Origin of the sequence: Chitinophaga solisilvae (genome assembly GCF_009928525.1) — a bacterium.
GTDB classification, from domain to species: Bacteria; Bacteroidota; Bacteroidia; order Chitinophagales; family Chitinophagaceae; genus Chitinophaga; species Chitinophaga solisilvae.
In genome coordinates, this window is the sequence record NZ_JAABOK010000026.1 from 49,875 (window position 1) to 67,084 (window position 17,210).

10 protein-coding genes are annotated in these 17,210 nt (G+C 51.1%); 2 read left to right on the top strand and 8 right to left on the bottom strand.

All coding sequences use genetic code 11. The annotated features are described in order from the left end of the window. Positions 1-301: 301 nt before the first annotated feature. Positions 302-1,270 carry a metallophosphoesterase family protein gene (locus GWG06_RS29495; RefSeq protein WP_160718067.1) on the top strand — a complete coding sequence of 323 codons (969 nt, stop codon included), beginning with the start codon at positions 302-304 and terminating at the stop codon, positions 1,268-1,270. 115 nt (positions 1,271-1,385) lie between these two features. On the opposite strand, the gene GWG06_RS29500 is transcribed toward GWG06_RS29495, so the two are convergent. The 6 genes from GWG06_RS29500 to GWG06_RS29525 all read right to left on the bottom strand — a co-directional run bounded on the left by GWG06_RS29500 (position 1,386) and on the right by GWG06_RS29525 (position 10,716). After that, positions 1,386-2,597, bottom strand: coding sequence for a TlpA disulfide reductase family protein (locus GWG06_RS29500; RefSeq protein WP_202183162.1), 1,212 nt, complete (start codon positions 2,595-2,597; stop codon positions 1,386-1,388). A 16-nt stretch (positions 2,598-2,613) separates the two neighbouring features. Next, complete coding sequence (locus GWG06_RS29505; RefSeq protein ID WP_160718068.1) at positions 2,614-3,702, bottom strand: TlpA disulfide reductase family protein; 1,089 nt, start codon at positions 3,700-3,702, stop codon at positions 2,614-2,616. A 24-nt stretch (positions 3,703-3,726) separates the two neighbouring features. Beyond that, positions 3,727-5,142, bottom strand: coding sequence for a RagB/SusD family nutrient uptake outer membrane protein (locus GWG06_RS29510; protein WP_160718069.1), 1,416 nt, complete (start codon positions 5,140-5,142; stop codon positions 3,727-3,729). A gap of 20 nt (positions 5,143-5,162) precedes the next feature. Further along, positions 5,163-8,609, bottom strand: coding sequence for a TonB-dependent receptor (locus GWG06_RS29515; RefSeq protein WP_160718070.1), 3,447 nt, complete (start codon positions 8,607-8,609; stop codon positions 5,163-5,165). A 328-nt stretch (positions 8,610-8,937) separates the two neighbouring features. Then, complete coding sequence (locus GWG06_RS29520; protein WP_160718071.1) at positions 8,938-10,071, bottom strand: FecR family protein; 1,134 nt, start codon at positions 10,069-10,071, stop codon at positions 8,938-8,940. An 84-nt stretch (positions 10,072-10,155) separates the two neighbouring features. Further along, entirely contained in the window at positions 10,156-10,716 is a 561-nt protein-coding gene (locus tag GWG06_RS29525; protein WP_127034001.1) for an RNA polymerase sigma-70 factor, read from the bottom strand. 300 nt (positions 10,717-11,016) lie between these two features. On the opposite strand from GWG06_RS29525, the gene GWG06_RS29530 reads away from it, so the two are divergent. Next, positions 11,017-12,450, top strand: coding sequence for an amino acid permease (locus tag GWG06_RS29530; RefSeq protein ID WP_202183163.1), 1,434 nt, complete (start codon positions 11,017-11,019; stop codon positions 12,448-12,450). Between the two features lie 49 nt (positions 12,451-12,499). Here GWG06_RS29530 and GWG06_RS29535 read toward each other — a convergent pair whose 3' ends face one another. Then, entirely contained in the window at positions 12,500-13,897 is a 1,398-nt protein-coding gene (locus GWG06_RS29535; protein ID WP_160718072.1) for a RagB/SusD family nutrient uptake outer membrane protein, read from the bottom strand. A gap of 18 nt (positions 13,898-13,915) precedes the next feature. After that, positions 13,916-16,972, bottom strand: a complete 3,057-nt coding sequence (locus tag GWG06_RS29540) for a SusC/RagA family TonB-linked outer membrane protein (RefSeq protein WP_160718073.1) — start codon at positions 16,970-16,972, stop codon at positions 13,916-13,918. Between the last annotated feature and the right edge of the window lie 238 nt (positions 16,973-17,210).

Consider the following 17,210-nt stretch of genomic DNA (forward strand, 5'->3'; position numbering starts at 1 on the left):
GAAATAAAGATATAGTGTACACACAATTATTAACACAAACTGCGTAAAAATTAACCCGTTACGGCGCCGGCTATACGTAATAAGTCTGCTGCTGCACTGCATTCCCCCTCAACTAATCCTGTGGCGGCAGACAACCCTTCATCTTATCTACTGACATGGATATAATGGCAGCACTCCCCCCTGGTTTAATATATCTAAACAACCATCATTACCATTCATCCAGCATATTATTAAATTACAAGGCTTTTTACTACTCTTGTGTTTAGCATTTGTAACTATCCTATTCAGCAATACCAATAATATGGACAGAAAAAACTTCCTGACTAAAACCACCCTGGCCGGTGGCGCTGTATTATTTGCCCGCTTCCCGGCCTACACACCCGCCAAAAAGAAAATCAGGTTCGGAGTCATCGCCGATCTGCATCATGATATTATGCATGATGCGCCGGAAAGGCTCTCCGCCTTCATCAGCGCCATGAACCAGGAAAAACCGGACTTTATCCTGCAGATGGGGGACTTCTGCTATCCTAAAAAAGAAAACCAGCCGCTGATGGATATATGGAACCGCTTCAGCGGACCGCGCTATCATGTCATCGGCAACCATGATACCGACGGCGGATTCACCCGCGAACAGGTAGTGGAGTTCTGGAAGGCTAAAGGAAAATATTATTCGTTCGACAGCAACGGGTTTCACTTCGTCATACTGGATGGCAATGAGCATAACAGCAGCAAATCAAGACCACCCGGATACGCGCGCTACATCTCTTCCACCCAGCTGCAATGGCTGCAGGAAGACCTCGCCGCCACCGCTCTGCCCACAATCGTCTGCTGCCACCAGGGACTCGATAACGACGCCGGCGGACTGGAAAACGGCACCCTGCTCAGATACACCCTGGAACAGGCAAACCAGCGCGGTAAACATAAAGTCATACTGGTGCTCAGCGGTCATCACCACCAGGATTATTACAATCACATCAATGGTATCCACTATGTACAGATTAACAGCGCCTCCTATCAATGGCTGGGAGAAAAATACAAGGAGATCAGGTACTCCGCGGATATTGACAAAACACATCCGTGGATAAAATATACAGTACCGTATAAAGAACCACTGTGGGCCACAATAGAAATAACAGACAACGGCAGCATTACCATCAAAGGGCGCAAAACCATATTCGTAGGCACTACGCCGGAACAGCTGGGAGTTAATCCGGTAGAATACATCTACCCTATAGTTCCATATATTTCAGACAGAAACCTCGTTATTTGAGATTTGATTATTTGGTTATTTGAGATTTCTTTCCAATCAGTATCTGCCTAAAATTTAAAGGCAGATACTGATTGGAAAGAAATCTCAAATAACCAAATAACCAAATCTCAAATAATTAAATTTCCCTGAATACCTCTTCCAGTTTCCTGTCCATCGCGTCGTCGTCTTCGCCGCCGCCACCATAGCGGCCTATGATGGTGCCCTGCGGATCAATCAGTATTTTGGTGGGCAGTGAATGGATACCGTAGTAATCACTCACATCTTCCGGATTTTCTTTTCCTGCCTGGCGTTTCTTCCAGTCCAGTCCACGCAGCACATGTTTCCAGATACCGATGCCATCCTGGTCCACCGCTTTCTTCCAGGCTTCCGGCTTGCTGTCGTCATCAGAAATACCGATGATCTCAAAGCCTTTATCCTTATATCTGGTGTACAGGGATTTCAGATGCGGATTACCCTTACGGCAGGGACCACACCAGCTGGCCCAGAAATCCAGCATCACGTAACGGCCCTTAAAGTCAGACAGGTTCAGGGTTTTACCGTTGATATCCGTTTTGGTGAAGGCATGCGCCACGCTGCCGGGAGAGCCCATTTTCAGCCCGTCCAGTTCTTTTCGTATAGCCTTGCCATTCTCGCTCTGTTGCAATGTTGCCGGCATTTTAGCGTAGTAGCCTTCCCCTTCCTGCAGCGGCATGCCGCTTACCCGCCACCGGAGCAGGTAGGCTGCCAGATAAGAATCCGGATGCTCATCGATATACTTTTTATCAATTGCCTCCCGTTGCTCATAATACGGCTCCATCTGTTCTTTCAGCTTATCCAGCTTGTTCTTCAACGGTGTCAGTGCAGTTTCGCCTTTTTTCGCACGCATGCCTGCCATGTATTCCTTGTTCAGTTTATCGAAGGCGGCAGATAGGGGCTTCAGCTTCTCTGTAACAGGCTTGTAGGCGATATTCAGCTGATCCTGTTCCTGCTGTGTGGCGGAGCCGGTGAGCTTCAGCTGCTCAAAATGTCCCTTCTCTCCGGTCAGCGTCATTACTGCTGGTTCCAGGAACAGCGAGGCCACATCTCCTTCGCCATACATGGCAGCCTGCTTGTCCGTATACAGCCGTGCCATGGCAGGTTCGGCAATATTTCCTTTCAGTGTAAAGCTGCCATTGCTGACCGCCGCGCTGTCCGTCAGATACTTCGCATCACTGCCATAGCTGAGGTAAACAAATTTTGCGGTCAGTCCCTTGATATGGCCGTTGATGGTAAACGACTGCTGTGCCATCAGGCTGAAAGGCAGCAGCATAGCCGTTAAGGCGGCAGTTTGCATTTTCGTTTTGATCATGGGTGGTTTTTGGTTTTTATTTATTGAGTAATGCAGCGAGTTGCTCATGTAATTTATTGCCACGTAATTCCTTTGCGATAATGATGCCCTGCGGATCAATCAGGAAAGAAGAAGGAATAGCCTGAATACCGTACTGCTTTGCCACTTCATTGCGGAAGCCTTTCAGGTCAGACACCTGTATCCAGGGCATGCCATCCTGTTTGATGGCGTCCAGCCATTTGTCCTGCTTGTCATCCAGCGATACACCCACAACGGTGAAGTTCTTATCCTTAAATGTATTGTAGGCTTTCAGCACATTGGGATTTTCTGCTCTGCAGGGACCGCACCAGCTGGCCCAGAAGTCCAGCAGTACGTATTTTCCCCTGAAGTCTGATAACCGCACCGGCTTACCGTTTACATCCGCCTGGGTGAAGTCAATCATCGGCTGCCCGATAGCGCTGCGTTTCAGCACGGCGAGCCGCTCTGCCAGGCGCTTGCCCGCAGCGGTCTGTTGCGCGGCAGGTGCAAGGGTTTTATACAGACTGTCAACCGGTGCAAATTCTCCCATCACAGCCATATCCGCTACCATGTCTACGCTGACAACGCTGGCAGGATGCGAGCGGATATAATCTGCAGCACGGCCTCTGCGTTGCAGACGCAGTTTATCCAGACTTTCTTCCACTGCCGCCTTTGCACTGTCGTTATCCTGTACGTCCTGGTAACGGTTATACAGCGCATGTTCCTGGTCTGTTATATCCTTGATGGAAGCAGTATACGCTTTATGCTCATCCTGTGCAGGCGAGCCGGTGATCTGCAGGTTGTCGGTAGAATCGATATGTCCACTGATTTTAATATCATCATTACCGGCAAACAATTCAATATAACGGGAAGAAGTACCGATATATATTTTCTGTGTTTCGGGCAGATCGCCTTTCCAGCTGAACTTACCGGCGGTCACCGGCACGGTGTCCGTCTTCGAAGAATCTGCTACCGGTAAAATGATATGTACCACTGAATCCTCCAGCCCACGCAGTTCTGCAGTGATAGTGGCTTGCCTCTTCCCTGTTGTGCAGGCGGCAGCTGCCAGCACCAGCAGGGAAAATAAAACAGGTTGTTGTTTCATCATGAATGAAAATTTTTAGTGAGATGATTATTGCTGATATCCTTTATTCTGATCACCGATAGATGGGTTCTGCAGAAATTCTTCCCTGGGTATGGGCATGATATATCTAATCTGATCGTTGATTTCAGGTTTCAGTTGCCGCACGGTCGCAAAGGGCAGCCGCAACAATGCCATCCATTCCTGTCCGTCTTCTCCCACCAGGCTTTTGGTGATTTCATAGTAGGTCTGCAGCAGTAAATCCGTTGTAGTGGCGGCGTTATCCACTGCTGAAAAATCAGTGATACCGGCATGTTTCATCACTTCTTTCAGGAGGTTACGCGCTTCCTGCATACTGCCGCCGGAACGCAAGATAGCCTCTGCCCTCAGCAGGTACACTTCGGTGAGACGAAAAGCATAGGCTGTTTCGGAGGTGATGGTAGCTTTGGTGCCTTCCGGAATATACTTGAGGAAATAGTAAGTATCTTTTTCCTCTTTGTTTTCGCTGCCTATCAGCCAGGACTGGCGGGGATCTCCGGCCAGCATATCCTTCAGCTTCTTTTTCGCCACATACAGCGAAGAGGCGCCGGGATAGTACTGGGAGCTGAGGTTATAGTAATAGGATTGCTGATTTTGCTGCGGTTGTATGCCCAGTATCACTTCTTCGCTGCGCAGCCCTTTCATGTAGAATATATCCTTTACGTTGGTTTCCAGCTTATAGGGACTGTCCTGGATAATGGCGCCGGCAAGTGTTGCTGCTGCTGCGTAGTCGCCGCGGCTCATCAGCACCCGCAGCTTCAGCGCCATGGCCGCCCATCTGGAGGCATAATAATTGGGGCGTACCGCAGCGGCGTTGGCAATAGCGTAATCTATATCTTCCAGGATGAGGTCATAGCTTTCCTTCACTGTACTCCGTTTCTTCGGTATGTTGGATAAGGTAATGAACGCTGTCCGCAGCAGAGCGCCGTAGGCACTGCTGAGATCATACCATTCGCCGTAATAGCTCAGCAGTTTGAAATGGCCATAGGCACGCATCATACGGGCTTCTGCCAGCATCTCCTTTTTACGGTTACCGGTGAATCCCTGTTCTGCCAACGGTTCTACCCCCTTCAACACACCATTGGCAGCGTTGATAAGGGCATAGCATTCTGACCAGTACACACCGGCAAAACCGGAACCGGCATAATTATTTTCTTCTGCACGGTCAATACCATAGCCGCTTCCGAGGCATCCGGCACACATGCCCGGCACTACCTGGTGGTCGCGCCAGCTGGTCGTATTGGAGCTTGCCTGCACATTGGCAAAGCGGTAGTACACTGCATTCAGCGCTATCTCAGCCGTGCGCTGATCCAGGATGGTATTACCATCCACTTTAGCACTTTCAGGCAGTTTCCCCAGTTCCTTGCCGCAGGAAACTCCTGTCAGCAACAGCATTCCGCAGCATATATATTTCAGTATTGTCTTCATACATACTTTTTTTAAAATGATTAAAATCCAAACCGCATTCCTACACTGTACTGCCTGATCGTGGGATAAGTGCTCACGTCGCTGCTGGCGTTGATAATGCTGTACGGGTTATTGCTTACCTCCGGATCCGGACCAGGGTACCGCGTAATGGTAAACAGATTGGTGGCAGCTACATATACGGAAGCATCGCGGATACGTAAGCGTGTAGCCGTTACCGTTGGCAGCTGATAAGTGAGCGTAACAGATTTCAGTTTCAGATAGGAAGCATCGAATACATCATTGCTGGCGGTATAATAGTAGCTGTTTTCATTCATCATCAGCCTGGGCCTTTCTGATCCCGGATTTTCAGGCGTCCAGCGGTCGAGGATGCGCACGCCCTTGTTGGTTCTGCCTGCCACGTACTGATTCTGGATATCGGCGAGATAAAGCATATCGCCGCCAACGGAGAAGGTCAGCAAGGTAATGAGACTGAAATTTTTCCAGGTAAAGGTGTTGGTGAAGCCACCGAAAAAGTCAGGCTGCGCCTTGCCGATCACATCCTCCGCAAAATCTCCTTCTGCATTCAGCTTGTACATGGGATCACCGATGCCCAGGTAACGTGCAAAAAAATCTGCATAGCGGAACTCTTTTTTATAGGCTTCCAGTTCTTTCTGCGTGCGGATAATACCGGTAAACTGCTTACCATATATAAGCCCCAGCGGCTGCCCTGTACGCACGATGCTGTTGCCGAGATTATACTTTGCACTGGCGGGGTCGTCGTTGGGATTAGTAAAATCATTGGTAATATCCGTTACCAGCGAACGGTTACCGGAGAAATTAATGGCGCTGGTCCACTGGAATTTTTTATGGCGGATAATATCTCCACGCAGATCTATTTCCAGGCCGCGGTTACGGATGGATGCCATGTTGGAAATCACGCTGCCATAGGAAGTGCTGGGCGCCAACGCTGTAGTAAGCAGCAGTCCGCTGGTGATTTTTTCGTAATAACCTATCACCCCGCGCAGCCGGGAACCAAACATTGCAAAGTCAAGTCCGAGGTCTTTCTGCAGGGTAGATTCCCATTTGATTTTTTCGTTGCCCAGCTGGGTAGGCACCAGTGCATTACGTCCTGCATAGGAACCTGGCGTATATAGGGTATAGAACATGTTATCACCGATATTCTGCGTTCCGGTATAACCAGCACTGGCTCTCAGTTTCAGCTCTGTGATCCATTTCACTTTCTTCATGAAATTTTCTTCGGAGATGCGCCAGGCAATACCACCGGAAGGGAAATATCCCACCCGGTTGCTGGCCGGAAATTTGGAAGAGGCATCAGAGCGGCCGGTAAAAGTGAAGAGATATTTTTCCTTCAGCGCATAGTTGGCGCGCAGGTAAAAACTCAGCAGTGAGTTTTGTCCGGATATACCGGTGGCCGGCAGGGTAAGAGCTGCGGAAGATAAATTATTCAGGTACTTATCATCCGGAAAGCCCTGGCCACTGGCGGAAAAGGAATTGTACCGGAATTTCTGCCAGGAGGTACCGCCCACTACATTGATGCGGTGGTTTTCATTAAACTGCTTATCCCAGGTAAGCGTATTTTCATAAAAGATGTTGATATCTTCTGTCTGACTCTGCGAGGCAGTACCACCGTTGGAATCATCGACGCCGTTGGGCGAGGCTATCACCGCCGTGCTGGGCACGAAGTTCAGCTGATGGTAGTTGTTATAGTTAACAGATACAATACTTCTGAATTTCAGGGCATGGATAATATCGTATTCGGCAGATAACGATCCGATCAGGGAAGATGTTTTCCCTTCGTTGATGCCATCCAGCAGTACCAGCGGGTTCTGATAGCCCTGGTAGTTGTAGCCGCCGAGGTCGGAAGCGAGGAAGCGGTATACGCTGCCATCCGCGTTGCGCGCGCGTAAAGTCGGTGGCGCATATAATGCCTGTGCGTACATGCCGTTGGTGATATTATTTTTGGTGAAGCCGTAATCCAGGTTGGTCACCACTTTGAAGCGGGAAGTGATTTCATTGTCCAGGCTGAGTTTTCCGGCAATGCGGCTGAAATCTGTCCCTTTGATGACACCTTCCTGTTTCGTATAGGCGAGAGAGGTATAATAGCGGGAGCCGCTGCCACCGCCGCGTACGGAGATGTCTGCATTCTGCGTAATACCAGTACGCAGCACTTCCTGCAACCAGTTGGTATTGGCATCGCCTAAGAAGTGCGGGTCATTGAGAATATTGGTAGCCGTAGTATTCGGCGCTTGTCCGGCTGCGGCGCGGGCGTCATTCAGGTTTTTAGCCGCCTCTTTCATAACCATGCGGTACTGATCTCCGGTGAGTAGTTTTTCTTTCACCGGCTGACTGAAGCCAGCGTAGTAATTGGCTTCCAGCACAGGCTTCTGATTCAGCTTACCTTTTTTGGTGGTAATGATGATGACACCATTGGCGGCTTTAGAACCATAGATCGCTGTTGCAGAAGCATCCTTGAGGATATCGATGGATTCGATATCGCTGATATTCAGACCGGCCAGGCTGTTGAGCCCGCGTGCAAAGGAGCCCCCCACCGAGGAGTTGGGATCATCGCTGCCAAAGCGTTCCACAGGGTTTACTACTTCTGCCTGGTTCTGGATATATCTGTTCTGGATGGTTACCTGTACACCATCGATGATATAGAGCGGATCGTTACCGCCGAGCAGGGAAGTACCGCCGCGGATACGGATTTTAGCAACGCCGCCGGGGGAGCCGTCGGCCTGGGTTACCTGTACGCCTGCTGCCTTACCGGCAAGCGCCTGGTCTACGCTGGTAAACGGTACATTCTTCACTTCTTCCACATCCACCGAAGCCACGGAGCCGGTGAGGTCTTTACGGCGGGTACTGCCATAACCTACTACCACGTACTGCTCCAGCTCTCCCACTTTACTTTTCAGGATAACGGGGATGTTCAGTTTGCCGTTCACGGGGATGGTCTGGCTCTCAAATCCCACACAGGTGATAACCAGCACAACTTTATCGCCGGCCTCCTTCAGCAGGAACTGCCCGTTTTTATCGGTGATCGCCGCTTTACGGCTGCCTTTCACCTGTACGGTAACGCCTGGCAGCGGCATTCCCTTTTCATCGGTGATGATACCGGCAACATCAGGCAGCGGTGCTTCCGCAAGCTGGCTGAATACAGCACTGAGTTGCTTTTCCGCCTCCCGGGAAATTACAACCGTATTCCCCTGGATGGCCCAGTGCAGTGGCTTCCCGTTCATCAGCTGCTGCAGGGCAGGTTTCAACGGAATATCCCGGACCTGCAGGGTAACCGGCGTAATATCCACCAGGTCCTGGGTGCGGTAAAAAAATACAAAGCCCGTCTGTTGCCTGATAAGGGCGAATACCTGCTGCATAGGCATCTCTTTACAAGAAATGGTCACTGTCTGTGATACGCTCTTTGCACTGATATGCAGCGCAAACATGGTGAGCAGGATCGTGGTAAGTCGCATGATTCTCCTGATTTTGGTTGCTAATGCCGGGAGATAATGGTTGGTGGCTGAACAGGCCGCGGGTAATTTTCCGGCATGCGGCGGCCTGCTGCAATAAAATTTTAATTGCATACATTTGTATGGTTTGGTTGACGATCCTCTTTGTCCGGAATCATTCGGACAAGAGCTTTTCAAAAAGGGTTAACCGGAACAAAAGCCTGGTGCAGACGCCAATCTTACCACCAGGTTTTTTTTTATGGATGACATGGCAGTGCCAACAGATAGTGCTTATCAGTCAGTAACCAGTTTTTCTCTTTTAATCTTCAGGAATAATTATCGCGTTCCCCCGTCAGGGCAGGACGGTAATGTGTTTGCCCCCATTTGATATTTTCAGGTGTATCCGTGTTGTTTCCAGCAATGCAGCTACCTGTTCCAGCGTCAGCCCTCTTCCTATTTCCCCGGTGAAGTTACCTTCAGGTATGCCGTTTTCGTAGTGTACTTCAGCATCGTACCAGCGGGACAGCTCCCGCATGACAGCCGGTACGTCGGCATCTCTGAAGGAGAAGTAGCCGTTCTTCCAGGCCATAACGGCCGTAACGTCTACCCGCTTCTTCGGTCCTATTTTTCCATTCGCCACACTGATCTGCTGACCCGGCAATATATGTTGTGCCTGTTCTCCTGTTCTTACGGCCACCGCGCCTTCCAGCAGCGTGGTATTCGCACTGTTCTCATCTTCATAGGCGCTGATATTAAAATGTGTACCCAGTACCAATACGTCCATCGTAGCTGTTTTTACTACAAACGGCTGATTGGCAGATGACGTCACCTCGAAATATGCTTCCCCGGTAATGCGTACTTCCCGCTCCTTTCCGTTGAAAGCAACCGGGTAGGTAACAGACGATGCTGCATTCAGCCATACGCCGGTGCCATCCGGGAGCGTTACCCTGGACTGCACGCCCCTGGGGGTGCGCAGCGTATTCATTAGTGCTGTGCTGCCGCTGTTATTACCTGCCTGGTAGCTCAGGCCGCCAGCAGACTGCATCACCCGGGTGTTCCCCTGTTGCGTGAGTACGCCGCTTGCAGCACTGTCCAGCTGCACCTGTGAGCCGTCTCCCAGTATCAGCACGGCTTTACTGCCGGACGTAATACGCGTAGCTGCCGCAATAGCAGCGGGTTTACGGGCAGGCCACCACCATACGGTGACAGCTGCCAGCAGCAGCACAGCCGCCGCGGCCGCCCACGTAGCCTTGCGGCGCAGGAAATGAATGCGGCGCACAGGCGCAGTACCGGTAGCCAGCTGCAAACGTTGCAGCATACGGGCTTCCAGCTCCTCCTCTGTCTCGTCCGGCGCTGCCATTATCTTCACCAGCAACTCCGATTCGTCATAGGCGTTGTACCAGTGCAGCAAAGCAGCTTTTTCTGCATCGCTCGCCTTACCGGAAAGGTATTTCCGGGACAGGACAATCAGTTCATTCATTTCCATACGTGTGGACTACTTTTACAGGTGGTAATAATAGAATAGTACAAAGAGGGGAAGATAACCCTACCTCCTGCTGAAAAAATTTTTTCAGGGAAGCACAGAAAAGAAGTGCAGATAATGCCGGAGCTGTATCCGCAATCGCTGTAATGCTTTGGTGATATGCTTTTCCACGGCCTTCTCTGAAATGTGGAGCTGCCGGGCAATCTCTTTATTGCTCATGCCCTGGTTGCGGCTGTAGTCAAATACCAGGCGGCATTTTTCCGGCAGCAGCTGTAACTGCTCCTGGAAGGATTGCTGCAGGAAGCGCAGCGCGGCAGTTTCATCGGCGGCGGCATGCAACGCTTCCGGCCATTCGTTGGTGGTAACGGTAACCTGCATCCTGGATAACTGCCGGAAGGTAGCATAGCGGGCGGCTACAGCCAGATAGGCGCCCAGCGAATCAATGATGGTATGCATCCGGCGTTGCCACAAACCCGAAAGCACATCCTGTACAATATCTTCTGCCAGCTCACGGGAATGCAGCCGGTGTACGGCCAGTGCGTACAGCCGCTTCCAGTATCGCCGGTATATTTCCGTAAAGGCGTTGTGATCATCCTGCCGGATCAGTTGTACCAGTTCATCATCACTGTATTGCTTATAGTCGGACATCAAACGTATTCAGATTTTCGCTAATTATTATACGCGGTATGTGGCTGGTTGATTTACCCATCATCTGAAACGAATGTACAAAATAAGTTCGGGAAAGTCGGCATGAGTCAACAACGGCGACTATCAGCCGGCTGTTTTTTTCATCACCTTTCCTCCTGCGTTCTATACGCGCTGCACTGCTGCTGCAGTGGGTTACAACATACAGCGGAGGGTGTCCGGAGATTTATTTGTTTTGCGGCGGCGGCTTTTCTTAATTTGATGAAATTAACTCATCTTGCAACCTTATCTATAATTTTCACATTGGAATCGACACAAGAAAATACAGCGCCGCAACAGCTGAGCCGGGGATTACAAAACCGGCACATACAGCTGATTGCGCTCGGCGGCGCAATAGGCACAGGGCTATTCCTGGGCATAGGCCCAGCCGCCGTACTGGCAGGTCCGTCTGTTATTCTGGGTTATGCGCTGGCAGGAGTCATCGCATTTTTTATTATGCGGCAGCTGGGAGAAATGGTAGTAGAAGAACCGGTATCAGGGAGTTTCAGCCATTTCGCCTATAAGTACTGGGGAACCTATGCCGGCTTCGCCTCCGGCTGGAACTACTGGGTGCTGTATATCCTGGTAAGCATGTCTGAGCTGACAGCCATCGGTATCTATGTACATTTCTGGTGGCCGGAAATCCCGCTGTGGTCTTCCAGCCTCTTCTTCTTTATAGCCATCAATGCACTCAACCTCAGCTCTGTAAAGGTTTACGGGGAAGCGGAATTCTGGTTCTCCATTGTAAAGGTAGTAGCTATCGTAGCCATGATTGTCTTCGGCGTTTATTTGCTCATCAGCGGCAGCGGCGGCCCGCAGGCAGGTATAGAAAACCTCTGGAACGACGGCGGCTTCTTCCCGAAAGGCTTACTGGAGAAAGATGCCAAAGGTAACTACCAGGGTCTGTTTGCCACGATTGCCCTGATCATGTTTTCTTTCGGCGGGCTGGAACTGATCGGGATCACCGCTGCGGAAGCGGATAAACCGGAAAAGACAATTCCCAAGGCGACCAACCAGGTGATCTACCGTATCCTCATCTTTTATGTGGGTGCGCTCATTATCCTCTTCTCCCTTTCTCCATGGAAAGGCATCACCACCGACAGCAGTCCGTTTGTGATGGTATTCCAGAGTCTCAAAGGTTTTCAGTTCACCCTCTTTGGCAAAACTGTTTATTTCACCAGTCTTATTGCCAATGTGCTGAACCTGATCGTGCTCACTGCTGCGCTCTCCGTATATAACAGCTGCGTATACAGCAACAGCAGGATGCTTTACGGGCTGGCCCGGCAGGGCAATGCGCCGGCATTTCTGTCCGGCCTGAATAAAAACCATGTACCGGTGAAAGCCATCATTGTATCCGGCTTATTTGCTGCCATCTGTATTGTAGTGAATAAACTGATACCGGAAAAAGCGCTGGAGGTGATGATGTCGCTGGTTGTATCTTCTCTGATCATCAACTGGCTGATGATTACCGTCGTACATTTTAAATTCAGGAAAGATAAAAAAGCTGCGCAGATACGTACTAAATTCCCGTCTTTTCTCTATCCTGTCTCCAACTATATCTGTCTGATATTTCTGACGGGCATTCTCCTGCTCATGTGGATTACCGGTATGAAACTGCCGGTGGCGCTGATTCCCGGCTGGATGCTGTTTTTATATCTCTGTTTCCTGCTGGTAAGAAAGAACAAACAAAAAGCATAAACCATATAGAAAAGGCGCCGGTAAATACCGGCGCCTTGCTGTTAAACTACTACCATCCCGGGTTGTCAGGCCGGATATTCGGGTTAGACATTCGTTCTGCCTGAGGTATCGGCAGATAATAAAACAGCTCACCGGGTTGCAGTGCCGTATCTGCCGCATCTTCCGGCAGGCGGGTCAGCGGCAGGCCCAGCCGCTTCCGGTCAAAGTACCGGTGCCCTTCAAAAGGCAGTTCCCGGAAGCGTTCCAGCATTATTTCTTCCCGCAGCTGACGTGCGTCCTTGTTTATCTGTGGCGTATATCCCTGTATACGGTGTTCGCGCAGGGTCTGCAGGTCGGCGGCGGCCCCGCCGGTGTTCCCCTGCTCCAGCAAGGCTTCCGCCCGGATAAGGTACATTTCTCCTGTTCTGAAAATTTTCACATCATTCAGGTTTTCCGCACCCGGCGTACCGGCGTATTTGCGGATTACTTCCCCCGGCTGCCCGCTGGCGGCCAGTGTGGAGTCATAGCTGAAATAGCTGGTATAGCGTATATCGTTCTCTGCATCGTAGGCGCGCAGCAGTTTCAGCGAAGGTGCGAAATACACAATACCCAGGGTAGCATTCTTCCATACGTCCCCTGGCCGCAAAGTACTGCCTGCCGTACGTTTCAGCTTAAAGATTACTTCTGCCCCGCTTTGATCTGTCCAGATACCGGGGAATTCCTGCATGGTCGCCAGCGGCACCTGTGCAATGACCTTTCCGGCGCTTTCTGCCGCCAACGCCCAGTTACGGGTATACAATGCTACGCGGGCCTGTAATGCCTGTACCGCCTGAAGGTGCATACGTGTTGTTTCCCGGCTGTCGTCTATCCAGGCGGCAGCATGGGCGATATCCGCATTCATCTCCCGGAAAAAATCAGCATAGGTGGGCCTTCCCGGTTTATTATCTATATCAGCAGCAGTGACATACGGCACGGCCAGTGCGTCTGCGTGGTATACGCCGGAAGCGCCGAAATGCCGGAACAGCTCAAAATGCGCATAGGCGCGGATAGCGGTCAACTCTCCTTTCAGCTGCTGCCTGGCAGCAACGGCTGCTTCATCTGCTGCCGGCACTTTATCAATGCCTGCCAGCAACCGGTTAACCCGGTTGATGACCTGGTAGGCATTGCTCCAGGGATCTGTGATTTCAGCATCTGAAGCAGCATACGTCCAGCGGAACAGGTGCTGCGCGGAACCGTTCACACCGGCATTTTTCGGGCCTATCCGGCATTCATCTGCCATCACGGAGCCGGTGCGCATGGACAGCTCCGCATTCCAGCCGGCATACACGCCGAGCACCGCTTTATCGAATGTCTGCAGAGAGGAAAATATTTTACTTTCATCGATCTGGTCTGCCGGCTTAATATCCAGCATACCGGAGCAGGCGGATAATCCCGTGCTGATCGCCAGCACGGTTAATAACTTTTTCATATCAGCGTTTTGAATTTTTTAAAAGGTTACCTGTATACCACCTGCTACTGTGCGCGGCATCGGGTATTCATATTGTGCAATGTCGTTGGCATCTTCCGGGTCAAAGCCGCGCCACTTCATGAAGGAGAGTAAATTCTGACCGGTGGCAAATACCTTGATGTTCCGTACCGCCCCCGCCATATGCCGGCTCACGGGAATATTATATCCCAGCATTACATTTCTCAGCTTCACGTAATCCGCGCTGGTAATATCCCTGGAAGTGAAGTAGGTAGCGTATTGCGCACCGGGATACCTGCTGATGTCGCCAGGCCGCTGCCAGATGTTAAGCATATCTTTCGACTGACTGTAACGGCGGTAGGCAGCATCGCCGGTATGGGCGTACATGTCGGGATAGTTGAGCCGCGACATGCCGCTGATAAAACTCACCAGCACAGCGCATTCAAATCTTTTGTAATGCAGGGCAGCTGTAATACCTCCGGTGAGCGAAGGATCATATTTTGCAGGCAGGGGCACGGCATCATCCGGATTATAGGTATTCGTTTCTTTCCCGTTTTTATCGAGGTACACAGGCGCGCCTGTCTGCGGATCCACACCTTTCCATCTTACAGCGCGGAATGTACCCAGCGGACGGCCGGCCAGATTGATGGTAGCTTCATCTGCAAAAATCTGTTCTTCTTCTCCCAGGCTCAGGATACGGTTTTTGTTATAAGCCATGTTCACCCCCAGCGTCAGGGTGAGCTCCTTCCTCCTGATGATATCCCCTTCCAGCATCAGCTCCACACCGCTGTTACGTACTTTGCCGGCATTGGACGCTATCGTGGAAAAGCCGGTGGTGAGCGACAGATTACGGTTGATAAACAACCCTTCTGTTACGCGGTTGTAAACATCCACCTCACCACGTAAACGGTTGCGGAAGAAACCGAATTCCAGACCAATATCGCCGATGCGGTTAGTTTCCCAGGTATAGGCCGCATTGCCCGGCGATTGCGGCACCAGCGCTGCCCCGCTGCCATAATGTGCAGTACCGTACAATGTCCTGAATCCATAATCACTCATAAAGCCGCCTGCATTGCCAGTAAGGCCATAGCTGGCGCGCAGGCGCAAGGTGCTCAGCGCCGACTGCTGCTGCATCCACTCTTCTGCCAGTATATTCCAGCTGCCACCGAGGGCATAGAAAAACCTGTACCGGTTGGCGGCAGGCACCTGCGAAGAGCCGTCGCGGCGCAGGCTGGCCGACAGGGTATATTTATCGCTGAAAGAATAACGGAACAGCGCTATCTGCGACAGCAGTAAACGATCCGGCGTTGTTTGTCCGGACAACACCGGAATGAAATTATTCTCTCCGGTGCCGGGTGTAACAGCATTAGGTGTTCCGGACAGCTCACTGATTAATCCGAAGCCGGTAAATCCGAAGCCGCTGCCTTTTATACGGTTCATCTCCGCCAGCAGGTTAGCTTCCACTTCATGCTGCCCCCATTGCCGGTTGTAACGCAGTCCGCCTGTTGCTACCAGGCCGGTACGCTGCGTCAGTTTCCTGTCCAGCGACCCCTGATTGCCGTTACTCACCAGCTTACCATACCAGGAATCCGGGTTGAGGTAACCTGTATGATTCACCTGCTGAAAATCCATTCCCAGCGTACCGGTCAGCTGCAGCTCTTTATTCAGCTGCACGGTTTCCTGCAGGGACAGTATACCTTTCAGCTGCTGATCCTTCAGCTGCATATTGGCATAGGCATCCAGCGCATTGGCGCCGTACCGGCCCGCACCGGGTTTTCCGTAAGGCGATTCATATGGCAGCGCATAGTACAGGGCCGCAACAGGATTCTTTTCGGTGATACCGCCACCGCCCACTGCAGCACCGCCTTCTTCTGCCACACCTTCATCCGGAATATATTTTACCAGGGCAGATGAAATACCGATATGGAGCGCAGTGGTAAAACGTCCGCTGTGGTTGCGGATATTGGCGCGCAGGCTGTAACGCTCCAGACCTGAATTGAGCGCCACACCTTCCTGATTGAAGTATCCTGCGGCCAGGTAGAAAGTTGTTTTTTCATTACCACCGGACATACTCAGGTTATGCGACTGCATACGGCCATTGCGCAACAGATACTTACGCCAGTCGGTATTGATATTACGGAGACTATCCAGGTAGTGATCGCCGCTAATATAGTCGGCCTCCGTCTTAGGTACTCCGATGCCGTTCACCAGCTTCTCCGGGTTCTGCCGGGAATACGCCCAGCCAGGCAGCAGCGGATCTTTCAGGATCTCTTCAAAACGCAGCCGCTCCGTAGTATTCATCATATCCCATTTGGCGCTGTTAACAGCAGATACGCCAAACTGATTGCTGTAGTATACCCGCGCCTTTCCATCTTCCCGGTACTTCCCTTTTTTAGTGGTAATAACGATAACGCCGTTGGCAGCACGGGAGCCATAGGGAGCAGTAGCCGCGGCATCTTTCAGGATGCTGATCGTTTCAAAATCATCCGGGTTGAGCGCCGCAAAAGAGTTGTTGGCTACCGGCACACCATCTACAATGTACAGCGGATTCACATCTCCGTTGACAGATCCCAGTCCGCGTATCGACACCCTTCCCGCCGATCCCGGCTGCCCCGTAGGCGTACCAGTATGTAGTCCGGGTACCCGCCCCTGCAACATAACATCAAAAGACCCTACGGGCGCCTGCGTAACTGCCGCCGCAGGCAGACTACTAACGGCGCCGGTAGTACGTAATTTTGACTGCTGCGTATATCCTGTCACCACTACTGCCGAGAGGGATTGGGACGCAGCAGACAGCCATACCGATACCTCCTGCCGCGCACCGGGTATCATCGTCTTCTCCTCATAACCCATGTAAACAAAGCGGAGTGCCTGGCCTGCGGCTACATGTATACTAAAGGCCCCATTTACATCGGTGGTGGTTCCTGCCGCCGTACCAGCCACCTGTACTGCTACGCCGGGCAGTGGCTGCTGTGTAAGCGAATCGCTCACCACCCCCTTTATCAACCGCGCCTGCGCCGCCCCCGTTAGTACCATCAACAACAGCATACAAAACAGAAAAATAGATTTCAACTGCATAACAAATATCTGATTTGCTGCAAAGCTAGACCCGGCGGATTAGAGCCCGTTTAAGATGAGATTAGAGGGGATATAGAATGTGATTAATTTATTTTAATCAATTACGAATTACGAATCTATAGTGTCCGGGGAAACTAAAAGCCATAGTTAGCTTAGCGCTTCCGCGATTAACCAATAGGGCATGAAGGGCCTGAGAATGAGTATTTGTCTAAAATAACCAAAAGATATTTCAAATACT